Annotated in this window: 12 protein-coding genes and 1 pseudogene; 7 read left to right on the top strand and 6 right to left on the bottom strand. The window is 70.0% G+C overall.

The genetic code is table 11. The annotated features are described in order from the left end of the window. Together P6F26_RS06915 and P6F26_RS06910 are read right to left on the bottom strand one after the other, a co-directional pair. A pseudogene (locus tag P6F26_RS06915) lies at nt 1-1683 on the bottom strand (hypothetical protein); the annotation flags it as partial. 248 nt (nt 1684-1931) lie between these two features. After that, nucleotides 1932-3224 carry an O-acetylhomoserine aminocarboxypropyltransferase/cysteine synthase family protein gene (locus P6F26_RS06910; RefSeq protein WP_278027927.1) on the bottom strand — a complete coding sequence of 431 codons (1293 nt, stop codon included), beginning with the start codon at nt 3222-3224 and terminating at the stop codon, nt 1932-1934. A gap of 225 nt (nt 3225-3449) precedes the next feature. Between P6F26_RS06910 and P6F26_RS06905 the strand changes: the two genes are divergently transcribed. From P6F26_RS06905 to P6F26_RS06890, 4 genes are all read left to right on the top strand, one after another. Further along, nucleotides 3450-3806 (top strand): hypothetical protein, encoded by a 357-nt coding sequence (locus P6F26_RS06905; protein WP_278027926.1) that lies wholly within the window; start codon nt 3450-3452, stop codon nt 3804-3806. Between the two features lie 143 nt (nt 3807-3949). Further along, entirely contained in the window at nt 3950-4327 is a 378-nt protein-coding gene (locus tag P6F26_RS06900) for an NADH:ubiquinone oxidoreductase subunit NDUFA12 (RefSeq protein ID WP_278027925.1), read from the top strand. Nucleotides 4328-4375: 48 nt separating this feature from the next. Beyond that, on the top strand, nt 4376-4837 hold the full coding sequence (gene mlaD / locus P6F26_RS06895) for an outer membrane lipid asymmetry maintenance protein MlaD (RefSeq protein WP_278027924.1): 462 nt from the start codon (nt 4376-4378) through the stop codon (nt 4835-4837). Continuing rightward, on the top strand, nt 4834-5427 hold the full coding sequence (locus P6F26_RS06890) for a DUF2155 domain-containing protein (protein ID WP_278027923.1): 594 nt from the start codon (nt 4834-4836) through the stop codon (nt 5425-5427). Before mlaD ends, P6F26_RS06890 begins: the two co-directional genes overlap by 4 nt. Here the strand turns inward: P6F26_RS06890 and aat are convergent. The 3 genes from aat to accB all read right to left on the bottom strand — a co-directional run bounded on the left by aat (nt 5388) and on the right by accB (nt 7998). Further along, nucleotides 5388-6056 (bottom strand): leucyl/phenylalanyl-tRNA--protein transferase, encoded by a 669-nt coding sequence (gene aat / locus P6F26_RS06885; RefSeq protein WP_278027922.1) that lies wholly within the window; start codon nt 6054-6056, stop codon nt 5388-5390. The two genes, P6F26_RS06890 and aat, sit on opposite strands and share 40 nt — an antisense overlap. Before the next feature lie 92 nt (nt 6057-6148). After that, nucleotides 6149-7495, bottom strand: coding sequence for an acetyl-CoA carboxylase biotin carboxylase subunit (accC, locus tag P6F26_RS06880; RefSeq protein ID WP_278027921.1), 1347 nt, complete (start codon nt 7493-7495; stop codon nt 6149-6151). Between the two features lie 14 nt (nt 7496-7509). Beyond that, nucleotides 7510-7998 (bottom strand): acetyl-CoA carboxylase biotin carboxyl carrier protein, encoded by a 489-nt coding sequence (gene accB / locus P6F26_RS06875; RefSeq protein WP_278027920.1) that lies wholly within the window; start codon nt 7996-7998, stop codon nt 7510-7512. A 333-nt stretch (nt 7999-8331) separates the two neighbouring features. On the opposite strand from accB, the gene P6F26_RS06870 reads away from it, so the two are divergent. The 3 genes from P6F26_RS06870 (at nt 8332) to preA (ending at nt 11490) form a co-directional block, all read left to right on the top strand. After that, nucleotides 8332-9684, top strand: coding sequence for an NAD(P)-dependent oxidoreductase (locus P6F26_RS06870; RefSeq protein WP_278027919.1), 1353 nt, complete (start codon nt 8332-8334; stop codon nt 9682-9684). 8 nt (nt 9685-9692) lie between these two features. Then, nucleotides 9693-10118 carry a hypothetical protein gene (locus P6F26_RS06865; protein ID WP_278027918.1) on the top strand — a complete coding sequence of 142 codons (426 nt, stop codon included), beginning with the start codon at nt 9693-9695 and terminating at the stop codon, nt 10116-10118. Between the two features lie 70 nt (nt 10119-10188). Next, entirely contained in the window at nt 10189-11490 is a 1302-nt protein-coding gene (preA, locus tag P6F26_RS06860) for an NAD-dependent dihydropyrimidine dehydrogenase subunit PreA (RefSeq protein ID WP_278027917.1), read from the top strand. A gap of 39 nt (nt 11491-11529) precedes the next feature. Here preA and P6F26_RS06855 read toward each other — a convergent pair whose 3' ends face one another. Then, nucleotides 11530-12201, bottom strand: coding sequence for an FAD-binding oxidoreductase (locus P6F26_RS06855; protein WP_278027916.1), 672 nt, complete (start codon nt 12199-12201; stop codon nt 11530-11532). Nucleotides 12202-12357 lie beyond the last annotated feature (156 nt).

Raw genomic sequence — 12357 nt, 5'->3', positions numbered from 1 at the left:
GGCGTCCTCGCGGCGCGGGGCGGGGCGCAGCGCGCGTTCCGCCCTCGAGGCCGCGTCGGCGCTGCCGTGCGGCGGCGTGCGGCTTGCCTCGCGCACGCGCGACAGACGCTCGGCCAGCGGATTGCGTGCCGCCGTGGCGCTGGGCTCTTCCCGTTCGCCGGGCGCGGGTGCGTCTTCGGTGCGGGATGACGGCGGCGGCGCTGGCTCTTCGCCGTCGGACTGATCCTCGCGGGCCGGAACGGGGTCGCGGCGGGCGGAGAAGCCGGGCTGTCCGCTGCCTCCGGCGAAGCTTGCGCTTGCCTTGCGCGCGGCGAGGACCGCCGACGACGGCGCGGGGGGAAGCTCGTCGGCCTCGGCCTCGGCGGCGTCCCCGCTATCGAGCGGCTCGATCGGGCCGGTCAGCGCCGGATCCTCGAGATGCGTCTGTGCGGCGGTTTCGTCCCCCTCGTCCTCGGCCTTGCCGGACGGCAGGTCCGCGTCCCCCGAAACGTCCTCCGCGAGCGCGGCGCCTGGGTGCAACGGGCCGTCCCCGCGCGCCGAGGCTGCCGCGATGGCCTCCTCGGGGTCGAGTTCGGCAGCCTCTTCCTCGTCGGTCCTTGCGGGCTCGTCCGGCCCGGAGGCCTTTTCGGCCTCGTCAGCCTTGGCGCGGGCTGCGTCTTCGCCGCTGGATGTTTCCGCCGCCTCCTTCACGGGGCCGGCGGGCGTGGTCTCCTCCGCGGGGGGCGGTTCCCCGGCCGGCGCTGCGGCCTCGGTCGCCTCGTGCTGCGTCGGACCGGCGCCCGCCTCGGCGACGCTCTCGGAAGGCTGGGCGTCCGGCGTTTCCGTCTCTGGCGCCTTCGCCTGTTGCGCCTTCTTGGCCGCGTCTTCCGCCTTGGTTGCCTCGGCGGCGTCCTGCGCGCGCTCTGCCGCTGCGTCGGGGGCCGCTGCGTCGTCGTTCTCGGTGCCGCTTTCGCTCGCCGCTGGCGCGTCGTCGGGGGCCTTCGCGGTCTCGTCCTTCTGCTCGGTCGCCGCCTTCGCATCGCCCCCGGCTGGGGCGTCGCCCGGCGTGTCACTTGCGGCTTCGGCGGGCTCGGCCTTGCCCTTTTCCTCCGCCTCCCGAGCGGCCTCTGCGGCCTCCCTGTCGGCTTCCTCCTGCTTCTCCTCGGCCCATGTGTCGGGACCGAAGGCGATGCCCTCTTCGGGGAAGCTCAGCCCGTGCGCCTCGGGCGACAGGTCGAACAACGGCGTTCCGGGGAAGCGTTCCTGCGGCGGCATGGCCGCGAAGCCGGCGGCGGTGAAGCCGTGCGCGAGCGCGAAGGCGCGCGCTTCGTCCAGCGTTTCGCGCGCGACGACGGCCAGTTTCACGCGATCCGCGCTGATGGCCCTCCAGTCGTAGACGAGGTCCGGCACGGCGTAGGGCGTCAGGCCCTCCAGTCCTTCCTCGATGCGGCTCTCCGTCATCTCGGGGTCGTTCGTGGGCGCGGTCAGCGACGTGTAGAGGAGCTGGTCGTCGGGAAGGATCAGGAGCGTCGCGAAATCCTTGCCCTCGCGCGCCTCCGCCAGCGCCCGAAGATCGGCCATCGCCGCGTCGAGGTCCGGGGCGTCGAAGGAGGTATCGCCGAGGAATGTCCAGTGCCCCGCGCCCTGCCTGTGAGCAAGCGCGATGCCTTCGGACGAGAGAAATAGCGCCACATGTGTCGTCAAGGCGGACCTCTGGCTTTTTCTGCCCGATGCCTTCCGGGCAATCGCTCTGTCATACAGGAGGTGGGCGTCTTGGGAAACATGCCCCCAAGCCCGCGCCCCCCATATCGGCGGTTTTCAGTCTAGCGTGGAATCGCGGGATGAAAAAGCCTTTCGGGCCAGCCCGTTGCCGGGTGGCCCGAAGTCTGTGGATAACTCGCGCCCCTGTTGATATCCGCGCCGCCGAACCGCTGCCGCCGCGGGAGAATCGCCTAGGCCGTCGCCGCCGAAAGCGCCTGGTCGAGGTCGGCGATCAGGTCGTCGGCGTTCTCGATCCCGATCGACAGACGCACCACGTTGGGGGCGGCGCCGGCCGCCTCCTGCTGCTCGGGGGTGAGCTGGCGGTGGGTGGTCGAGGCCGAGTGGATCACGAGGCTGCGCGTGTCTCCGAGGTTGGCGACGTGGCTGAAGATCTCCAGCGAATCCACCAGCTTCACGCAGGCCTCGTAGCCGCCCTTCACCGCGAAGGTGAACAGCGCGCCCGCGCCCTTCGGGCAGATCGTGGCGACGCGGTCGTAATAGGGCGAGGACGGCAGGCCGGCGTAGGTGACGTAATCGACGCGCGGGTCGTTCTCGAGCCATGTCGCGATCTTCACGGCGTTCTCGACGTGCCGCTCCATCCGCAAGGACAGCGTCTCGATCCCCATCAGCGTGTAGTGCGCCGCCTGCGGGTTCATCGTCATGCCGAGGTCGCGCAGGCCCACGGCGATGCCGTGGAAGGTGAAGGCGAGCGGGCCGAACGTCTCGTGGAACTTGAGGCCGTGATAGGCCGGCTCGGGCTGGCTGAGCGAGGGGAACTTGTCCGAGGCGGACCAGTCGAACCGGCCCGAATCGACGATGGCGCCTCCGGTCACGGTGCCGTTGCCGGTGAGGTATTTCGTGGTGGAATGCACCACCAGCGTCGCGCCATGCTCGATCGGGCGGCAGAGGTAGGGCGTGGCCGACGTGTTGTCGACGATCAGCGGCAGGCCCGCGGCGTCGGCGATCGCGGAGATGGCGGGCAGGTCGGTGATGTAGCCGCCCGGATTGGCGATCGCCTCGCAGAAGACGGCGCGCGTGTCGTCGTCGATGGCGTCGCGGACCGCGTCGAGGTCGTCGAAATCGACGAATTTCGCCGACCAGCCGAAGCGGCGGATCGTCTGGCTGAACTGGGTGACGGTGCCGCCGTAGAGGCGCGTCGAGACGACGATGTTGCGACCCGGCGCCATGATCGGGAACAGCGCCATGATCTGCGCGGCGTGCCCCGACGAGCAGCAGACGGCGCCCACGCCCCCCTCCAGCGTCGCGATCCGCTCCTGCAGGACGGCGACGGTGGGGTTGGTCAGGCGCGAGTAGATGAAGCCCACTTCCTGCAGGTTGAACAGCGCGGCGGCGTGTTCCGCGTCACGGAAGACATAGGCTGTCGTCTGGTAGATCGGCGTCTGCCGCGCGCCCGTGGCCGGGTCGGGGCGGGCGCCCGCGTGGATCTGGAGCGTGTCGAAGCCGTAGGACGGTCCGTCGGTCATGTGTCATGCCTCCCTGAGCAAGGTTTGGCGAAGCATTATGCCAAGGCCCGCTTGCCCACAACGGCGCCGATTCCGTTAGGGAAGATGAGGGCGCGCGTTCGGTGCCGCGCGAATGCTCGTTCCCGGTGGCGGGCGGTGGCCGAACGGATGTCCCTCCGGTTGCCCGCTCGGGCCTTATGGTGCAGGCTTGGCCGAGTTTCGTGTCCACAGCAGGAAAGCCCGCCCATGAAGCCTCTCGCCGCCGCCGCCGCGCTCGTTTCGCTCTGCCTGCCGGCCTTCGCGCAGGAGGAAGGGGACGGGGCCTTCGCCCAGTGCGTCCGGTTCGGCGATACGGCCGAGGTCTGCGCCTGCGCCTCCGAGGGCCTTGCGGCCGAGCTGTCGGCGGCGGACCTCGCGCTCTACTCCGACATCGGGCTTGCGGCGGTCGCGGCCATGGAGGCAGGGGCCAGAATGGTGGACGCCTACGACGCGGCCGTGGCCGAGGCGGCGGCGGCCCGCGGCATGGGACGCACGGCGGCCATGTCGGCCAGCAACGCCGTCGGGAGCGCGCATCGCGACGCCATCGCCACCTGCCGGGGCTGAGGCGCCGGCGCCGGCCGAGGACCGCGACACCCCGCCCGGCCCAACCCACTGGACGCCCGGGCCCGCTTGCGGCATTACCGGTCCCGACGGCTTCGGGTGCGTCCCGATGCGCATCCGCAAGCCCCATCCGGAGGCCCCGACCCATGCTGAACTTCATCAAGCGCCTCGTGACCTGGTGGAACGGCCAGACCCTCGGCACGCAGATCTTCACCGCCCGCAACGGCGTGAAGGTGGGCGAGGACGAGTTTGGAAACGTCTTCTACCGCTCGAAGGACGGCAAGCGGCGCTGGGTGATCTACGACGGCGAGGCCGAGGCGAGCCGGGTCGGCCCGGACTGGCACGGATGGCTGCACTGGACATGGGACGAGCCGCCGACCGAAAGGCCGGTCGTGCGCAAGGCGTGGGAAAAGCCGCACCTGCCGAACCTGACCGGCACGCCGCGCGCCTATGCGCCGGCAGGCTCGATCCGCCGCGCCGAGCCCGAGGAGCGCCGCGACTACGAGGCCTGGAGCCCCGAGTGACGGCGACCGCCGCCGCGGCGCCGCGGGGCGCGCGCAGGGAGGCCCGACATGGCCGAACGTGACGACACGATCGCGGAAATCCTGGTCGGCGCGGCGGTTCTCGCCGCAGCCGTGGGCTTTTTCGCCTACGCCTCGTCCACCGCCGGAGGGGCGTTCCGCGCGGCCGAGGGCTACGAGCTGACCGCCTCGTTCCGCTCGGCCGAGGGGGTGAGCCTCGGGACCGAAGTGCGCATGGCGGGCGTGCGCATCGGGACGGTCACGGCGATGGCGCTGAACCCGGCCACCTTCCGCGCCGATACGACGTTCAGCGTGGCCGGCGACCTCGAGATCCCCGACGACAGCGCCGCCGCCATCGCCTCAGAGGGGCTGCTGGGCGGCACCTTCGTCGAGATCATTCCCGGCGGCTCGCCCTTCGTGCTGGAACCCGGCGGAGAGATCCTCGACACGCAAAGCTCGGTCAGCCTGATCACCCTTCTCATGCGTTTCGCGGCGGGGGACGACGGCTCATGACCCCGCGTCACGTTCTGCTTGCGGCGATGCTGGCCACCGCACCCGTCGCGGCCGCGTCGCAGACTTTCGACAATTTCGAGCAATCACCCTTGCCGCCGCTGCCCGAGGGGGCGCAGCCGGGCGCGGGCGGCGAGGATGCGCTCAACCCGTCATGGCTCGACGGGGACGGCGTCCTGCTGCCCGAGACGGACGGCGGCGTGGTGCTCGAGACCAACCCCGGCGGTCAGAGCGGCGTGCTCCTCGAGAATTTTCCGGGCGTGTCGGGGCCGGTGACGTCCGTCAGCCAGCCGCCCACGCGGCAAGGCGACCGGATCACGTTGCGCGCGCTCGACCGGATGCTGGGACGTCCGACAGACCTGGAGATGTCGGTGGGCCAGACGGTGCTGTTCGGCCGTGTCGCGATCCATGTGCCCGAGTGCCGTTACCCGGCCGACAACCCCGCCGCGGACGCCTTCGCTCACGTCCGGATCCTCGATACGGCCGGCTACACGCTTTTCGATGGCTGGATGGTCGCGTCATCGCCCGCGCTCAGCGCGCTGGAGCATCCGCGCTACGACGTGTGGGTCCTGAGGTGCTCCAGCACCTCCTGAGGGGACAGGTCGTCCGGCATCGCCAGAAAGTCGGCCTCGGTCTCGAGGGCCGCGTGCAGGATCTCGCGATACTCCGCGCGCGGGATCTCGACCGCGCCAAGGCTTTCCAGGTGCTCGGTCACGAACTGCGTGTCGAACAGCTGGAAACGCCCGAACCTCAGGCGTGCCACCAGCCACGCCAGCGCGATCTTCGAGGCGTCCGCGCGGCGCGAGAACATCGATTCGCCGAAGAACGCGCCGCCCAGCACGACGCCGAAGACGCCGCCGGCAAGCTCGCCGTCCTGCCAGACCTCGATCGAATGGGCCCGCCCCATCGCATGCAGCGCCATGTAGCAGCGAAAGATCTCGGCGTTGATCCACGTCGGCTCGCGGTCGGCGCAGCCCATGACCGTGGCCGCAAAGTCGTGATCCACGCGGACCTCGAACCCGCCCCTGCGGATGCGACGCGCCAGCGAGTGCGAGACGTGGAACCGGTCGAGCGGGAAGATGCCCCGGCGTTGCGGGTCGACCCAGAACAGCGTCGGGTCATCCGCGCCCTCGGACATCGGGAAGATGCCGGCCGCATAGGCCCGCAGCATGAGCGCGGGGCTGAGCGGGGGTGGCGAGAGGCGGTATACGTCATGGGCCATGGCTGAAACCTAGGCGGCAGGGACGACATGTCACCACCCCCGCCTGCGTCATCGCGGCGCTCCGCCGGCACGATCGCCGGGCCGGGGTGGACTCAGCCCATATTACGGGCGAGCCAGCCTTCAAGCCAGTGGATCGTGTAGTCCCCGGAAAGGATCTCGGGCTCCTGCAGCAGCGCGTGAAACAGCGGCACCGTCGTATCGACACCGTCCACGATCAGTTCGCCAAGCGCGCGGTTCAGCCGCGACAGCGCCTCGGGACGGTTCCGGCCATGCACGATCAGCTTGGCGATCAGGCTGTCGTAATAGGGCGGGATCCGGTAGCCGTCGTAAAGGGCCGAATCCATGCGGATGCCAAGGCCGCCCGGCGCGTGATACTGCGTGATCCGCCCCGGCGACGGGCTGAAGTTCGGCAGGCGTTCGGCATTGATCCGCACCTCGATGGCATGGCCGTTCACCACGAGGTCGTTCTGCGTGAAGGACATGGGCTCGCCCGCCGCCACGCGGATCTGCTCGCGCACGAGGTCCACGCCGAACACGGCCTCGGTCACGGGATGCTCGACCTGCAGGCGCGTGTTCATCTCGATGAAGAAGAACTCGCCATCCTCGAAGAGGAACTCGATCGTGCCCGCCCCTTCGTAGCCGATCTCGGCGACCGCGCGCGCGCAGGTCTCGCCGATGCGGGCGCGGGTCTCGGGGTCGATCACGGGGCCGGGGGCCTCCTCCAGCACCTTCTGGTGGCGGCGTTGCAACGAACAGTCGCGTTCGCCCAGATGCACCGCTCCGCCCTTGCCGTCGCCGAAGACCTGCACCTCGATGTGGCGCGGCCGGGCGAGGTATTTCTCGATGTAGACCTCGTCGTTGCCGAAGGCGGCCTTGGCCTCGGAGCGCGCGGTGCGGAAGGCGGTTTCCAGCTCGTCCGCGCTGCGCGCCAGCTTCATGCCGCGCCCGCCGCCGCCCGCCGTCGCCTTCACGATGACCGGATAGCCGATTTCGGCCGCGATGGCCTCGGCGGCCTCGAAATGCGCGATCCCCCCCTGCGAGCCGGGAACGCAGGGCACGCCGAGCGCGCGCATCGTCTCCTTGGCGGTGATCTTGTCGCCCATCATGCGGATATGCGCGGCGGAGGGGCCGATGAACTTGATGCCGTGATCCTCGACGGCCTGCACGAAGTTGGCGTTCTCGGAGAGGAAGCCGTAGCCGGGGTGGATCGCCTCGGCCCCGGTGATCTCGGCGGCGGACAGCACGGCGGCCATGCTGAGATAGCTTTCGGTCGAGGGCGGCGGGCCGATGCAGATCGCCTCGTCGGCCATGCGGACGTGCATCGCGTCGGAATCGGCGGTGGAATGCACGGCGACGCTCGCCACGCCCATTTCACGGGCGGCGCGGATGACGCGCAGCGCGATCTCGCCCCGGTTGGCGATGAGGATCTTGCGGAACATGGGACCCCCTGTCCTCACTCGATGATCATCAGCGGCGCGCCGTATTCGACGGCCGACTTGTCCTCGACGAGAATGCGCTTGACGGTCCCGGCGCGCGGGCTGGGGATCTGGTTCATCGTCTTCATCGCCTCGATGATCAGGAGGGTCTGGCCCTCGCTGACCTTGTCGCCGACCGCGACGAAGGGTTTCGCGCCGGGTTCTGCCTGCAGGTAGACGGTGCCGACCATCGGCGAGGTGACGGCGCCGGCGTGCTGGGCGGGATCCTCGGGGGTGTCGTGCGGCGCGGCTGCGGCGGCAGGGGGCGGGGCAGTGCCGGCGAGGCCGGGAATGGCGGCCATGGCCGGGGCGGGGGCGGCGTGAAGCTGGCGGGCGACGCGGACGTTCAGCGTGTCGTCCTCGCCGTAGTCGCGCTTGACGTGCAGTTCCGTCAGGTCGTTCTCGCGCAGAAGCTCGGCAAGCGCCTTGATGAAGGCCACGTCCGTTTCATGGGTTTTGTCGCTCATTCGTCTCTCGCCCCGATCGCTTGCTCGTTCCGGTCATGTGCGACCGGTCCGCGCCCTATAACGCAGAGGCTGGCGAGGGAAAAGTCCGTGCGGCACTCCGCGTCGCCGGGCGCGCGGGCGGCCGGACGGGCCGGAACGGGCAGGGCCGGGGGCATGGTGCCTGTTTTTTCGGCACGCCCGCCCGTCTGCGCGCCCCGCCGCGGCCCGACGGGGCCGGGAGCGGCGTTCCGATAATTTACCATTTGATAAAAAACCGGACCCGTGCCAGCCTCCTCGAAAGACAGCGGCCTGACGTCCGGCAAGGGCGGGGCCAGCCATCCGACAGGGACCGACATGACCAACAGCCCCTTCACGCCCGGCATTGCGCCGTCCCGCCTCGATCCGCAGTCGCTCGAGGCGAACTTCTCGGATCTGCATCCGCGTCTCGACGATCACGAGGCGCTGGTGGCCGCGGACCGGTGCTACTTCTGCCACGACGCGCCCTGCATCACGGCCTGCCCCACGGACATCGACATTCCGCTGTTCATCCGGCAGATCGCGACCGGCACGCCCGAGGCGGCGGCCAAGACCATCTTCGACCAGAACATTCTCGGCGGCATGTGCGCCCGCGTCTGCCCGACCGAGACACTGTGCGAGGAGGCCTGCGTGCGCGAGATGGCCGAGGGCAAGCCGGTCGAGATCGGCAGGCTTCAGCGCTACGCCACCGACACGTTGATGGAGGCGGGCGTGCATCCCTACAAGCGCGCGGCGCCCACCGGCCGCAAGGTCGCGGTCGTTGGCGCTGGGCCCGCCGGCCTCGCCTGCGCGCACCGGCTCGCGATGCACGGCCACGACGTCACCATCTTCGAGGCGAAGCCCAAGGGCGGCGGCCTGAACGAGTACGGCATCGCCTACTACAAGGCCGTCGGCGGCTTCGCCGAGGCCGAGGTCGATTGGCTGATGAAGATCGGCGGTATCGCCATGGAGAACGGGCGACCCCTCGGCGCAGACCTCACGCTGGCCGACCTGCGCGAGGGCTACGACGCCGTGTTCCTCGGCATGGGCCTGCAGGGGGTCAACGCGCTCCGGGCCAACGGCGAGACCCGCGACGGTGTCGTGGATGCGGTCGGCTTCATCGAGGACCTGCGGCAGGCGGGCGATCTTGGAACCCTGCCGGTGGGGCGCAACGTCGTCGTGATCGGCGGCGGCATGACGGCGATCGACGCCGCGGTGCAGTCAAAGCTTCTGGGCGCGGAGAACGTGACGATCCTCTATCGCCGCGGGCGTGAGGCGATGCCCGCGTCCCGCTTCGAGCAGGACCTCGCGGCGTCGAAGGGCGTGCGCTTCGTGTTCGACGCGATGCCCGTCGAGATCCTCGGCAACGGCGCGGTGACCGGCGTGCGCGTGGAATACACCCGCTCCGAGGGGCGGACGCTGACCGGCACCGGCGAGACCTTCGAGATCGCCGCCGACCAGGTCCTGAAGGCCATCGGCCAGACGCTGGAGGGCGCGCCCGAGGGGCTGGAACTTGCCGGCGGAAAGATCGCGGTCACCGGCGCCGGGCGCACCAGCGTCGCGGGCGTCTGGGCGGGCGGCGACTGCGCCGCGGGCGGCGAGGACCTGACCGTGACGGCAGTGGCCGAGGGGCGCGACGCGGCCGAGGACATCCATGCGGCGCTTGCCGGTCCTTCGGCGGCGGCGGAATAGCGGGGCCGATGCCCGAGCTTCCCGAAGCCGAGGCGACCCGCCGCCACATCGAGGCGCCGCCGCCTGCGCACGCCGCGCCGACGGGCCTCGGACCCGACGCGCCGGAGATCGGCGTCGAGGTCTTCGGCGGGCGCGTCTTCGCCGCACGGGTCGGTGGCGAACGGGGGGCGATCGAACCGGTGCCGTTGGACCAAGGGAATACAGTCGGGATCGGCACCAACGGGTCGGACTGGATCCTGCTCCATACAGAAGTGTCTTCCGGGGCGCATGGCCTGTCGGAGACGGCGACACGAACCATGCACGACCGCACGGTGCACCTTCTGACGCGCCGCGTCGCGGATTTCCCGCGCGCCCGATGCAGGGGAACGATCCGCAATAAAACCGTGGGCGGCCGCGCCGCCCATTTCTGCGACACTCACCAGAAGGCCGCGTGATGCGCGGCCGTCCCACATCCCGCCACCCAGGCTCCGGCCCGACGCGGCCGCACTGACGGAGGATCCAAGAATGGCAGACCTTTCCACCGAGTTCCTGGGCATCAAGTCGCCCAACCCGTTCTGGCTCGCCTCCGCGCCGCCGACGGACAAGGAATACAACGTCGTGCGCGCCTTCAAGGCGGGTTGGGGCGGCGTCGTCTGGAAGACGCTGGGCCTCGACCCGCATGTCGTGAACGTGAACGGCCCGCGCTACGGCGCCATCTGGGGGGCCGACCGCAGGCTTCTGGGCCTCAACAACATCGAGCTGATCACCGACCGCCCGTTGGAGGTGAACCTGCGCGAGATCAAGAAGGTCAAGCGCGAGTGGCCCGACCGCGCCATGGTGGTCTCGCTCATGGTGCCCTGCGACGAGGAAAGCTGGCGGTCGATCCTGCCGCTGGTCGAGGAGACCGGCGCGGACGGGATCGAGCTGAACTTCGGGTGCCCGCACGGCATGTCCGAGCGCGGCATGGGGTCGGCCGTGGGGCAGGTGCCCGAATACATCGAGATGGTCGCGCGCTGGTGCAAGGCGCACACGCGGATGCCCGTGATCGTCAAGCTCACGCCGAACATCACCGACATCCGCTTTCCGGCGCGCGCGGCCAAGGCCGGCGGCGCGGACGCGGTCAGCCTGATCAACACGATCTCCTCGATCACCAGCGTCAACCTCGACGACTTCAGTCCCGAGCCCTCGATCGACGGCAAGGGCAGCCACGGCGGCTATTGCGGCCCGGCGGTGAAGCCCATCGCGCTCAACATGGTGGCCGAGATCGCCCGCGATCCCGAGACGCACGGCCTGCCCATCAGCGGCATCGGCGGCGTCACCACATGGCGCGACGCGGCCGAGTTCCTGGCGCTGGGCGCGGGAACCGTACAGGTGTGTACGGCGGCCATGACCTACGGCTTCAAGATCGTGGAAGAGCTGAAGTCCGGCCTGTCGAACTACCTCGACGAGAAGGGCATGACGCTGGACGACCTGGTTGGCCGGGCCGTGCCCAACGTCACCGACTGGCAGTATCTGAACCTCAACTACGTCACCAAGGCGCGCATCGACCAGGACGCCTGCATCAAGTGCGGCCGCTGCTACGCGGCCTGCGAGGACACCTCGCACCAGGCGATCTCGATGTCGGAGGACCGCGTGTTCGAGGTGATCGACGAGGAATGCGTCGCCTGCAACCTCTGCGTGAACGTCTGCCCGGTCGAGGACTGCATCACGATGGAACGGCTCGAGGCGGGCACCGTCGACCTGCGCACCGGGCGCACGGTGTCGGACGATTACGCCAACTGGACCACGCATCCCAACAACCCCGCCGCGGCGAAGGCGGCGGAGTGACGACGGGCGCCGGGGCCGCGACGGGCCCCGGCGTCGTTCCTACCAGCCGGCCTCGGTGACGATGCGCTCGTCGGGCACGCCAATCGCGCGCGCCGCGTCGCGCATCGCGTCCACGAAGCCGCCGGGGCCGCAGAGGTAGACATGGCCCTCCGGCACCAGCCGCCCGTCAAGAAACTCCCGGTCGATTGGCCCGTCCGGCATCCCGTCGCCCGGCTGGTCGGTTGGAAAGACGGTGTCGAGCCCCTCCATCTCCTCCCAGTGCTCGCGCAGGATGATGTCGCGCGCGCTCCGGTTGGAGAAGATCAGCCGGCAGCCCGCGATCTCGCCGCGCTTCGCGCGCTGGTCGAGGATCGGGATGAACGGCGTGATGCCCGCGCCCGCAGCCAGGAACGTGCCCGGCCCGTGATCCGTGATAGCGCCCTCGGGATCGTCCGCCAGGACCTGGTCGCCAGGTGTCAGGTCGTCCATCCGTGCCGTGACCCCGTCATGGTCGGGATAGATCTTGATGATGAAGTCGAGCTCTTCCGCGCCGGGATCGGAGACCATCGTGAAGGGCCTGTCCTGCTCGCGCCATCCGGCGCGGTCCATCGCGAGATGTGTCGCCTGACCGGCCTCGAACTCGAAGCCCTCGGGTCTGTCGAAACGGAAGCGGCGCGTGTCGTGGGTGACGGGCGTCACTTCGCGCAAGGTCAGCGTGAAGGGATAGCTCATGACGTTTCCTCCTTTGCGTCGGGCAACCTCGTACGGTGGGGCCCTTTCGCAGCCCCAACGGCATGGAGCGGCCGCGGGTTCCGTGCCTGCGGGGGCGGCAGAATGCCGCCGGCCACTGGCCGCTTGCATCCCGCCGCGCCACCTGAGAGACGGCGG

This window comes from Roseicyclus salinarum (genome assembly GCF_029624655.1).
Taxonomy (GTDB): Bacteria; Pseudomonadota; Alphaproteobacteria; order Rhodobacterales; family Rhodobacteraceae; genus Roseibacterium; species Roseibacterium salinarum.
Note: the sequence above shows the minus strand (reverse complement) of the source record. Positions and strands in the feature narration are given on the sequence as shown.

Excerpts from the sequence above, each read along its gene's own strand:
- P6F26_RS06865 (WP_278027918.1), top strand. The coding sequence starts at position 9,693 with ATGCCCGAGCTTCCCGAAGCCGAGGCGACCCGCCGCCACATCGAGGCG.
- accB (WP_278027920.1), bottom strand. The coding sequence starts at position 7,998 with ATGAGCGACAAAACCCATGAAACGGACGTGGCCTTCATCAAGGCGCTT.
- accC (WP_278027921.1), bottom strand. The coding sequence starts at position 7,495 with ATGTTCCGCAAGATCCTCATCGCCAACCGGGGCGAGATCGCGCTGCGC.
- P6F26_RS06900 (WP_278027925.1), top strand. The coding sequence starts at position 3,950 with ATGCTGAACTTCATCAAGCGCCTCGTGACCTGGTGGAACGGCCAGACC.
- preA (WP_278027917.1), top strand. The coding sequence starts at position 10,189 with ATGGCAGACCTTTCCACCGAGTTCCTGGGCATCAAGTCGCCCAACCCG.
- P6F26_RS06890 (WP_278027923.1), top strand. The coding sequence starts at position 4,834 with ATGACCCCGCGTCACGTTCTGCTTGCGGCGATGCTGGCCACCGCACCC.
- mlaD (WP_278027924.1), top strand. The coding sequence starts at position 4,376 with ATGGCCGAACGTGACGACACGATCGCGGAAATCCTGGTCGGCGCGGCG.
- P6F26_RS06855 (WP_278027916.1), bottom strand. The coding sequence starts at position 12,201 with ATGAGCTATCCCTTCACGCTGACCTTGCGCGAAGTGACGCCCGTCACC.
- aat (WP_278027922.1), bottom strand. The coding sequence starts at position 6,056 with ATGGCCCATGACGTATACCGCCTCTCGCCACCCCCGCTCAGCCCCGCG.
- P6F26_RS06870 (WP_278027919.1), top strand. The coding sequence starts at position 8,332 with ATGACCAACAGCCCCTTCACGCCCGGCATTGCGCCGTCCCGCCTCGAT.
- P6F26_RS06905 (WP_278027926.1), top strand. The coding sequence starts at position 3,450 with ATGAAGCCTCTCGCCGCCGCCGCCGCGCTCGTTTCGCTCTGCCTGCCG.
- P6F26_RS06910 (WP_278027927.1), bottom strand. The coding sequence starts at position 3,224 with ATGACCGACGGACCGTCCTACGGCTTCGACACGCTCCAGATCCACGCG.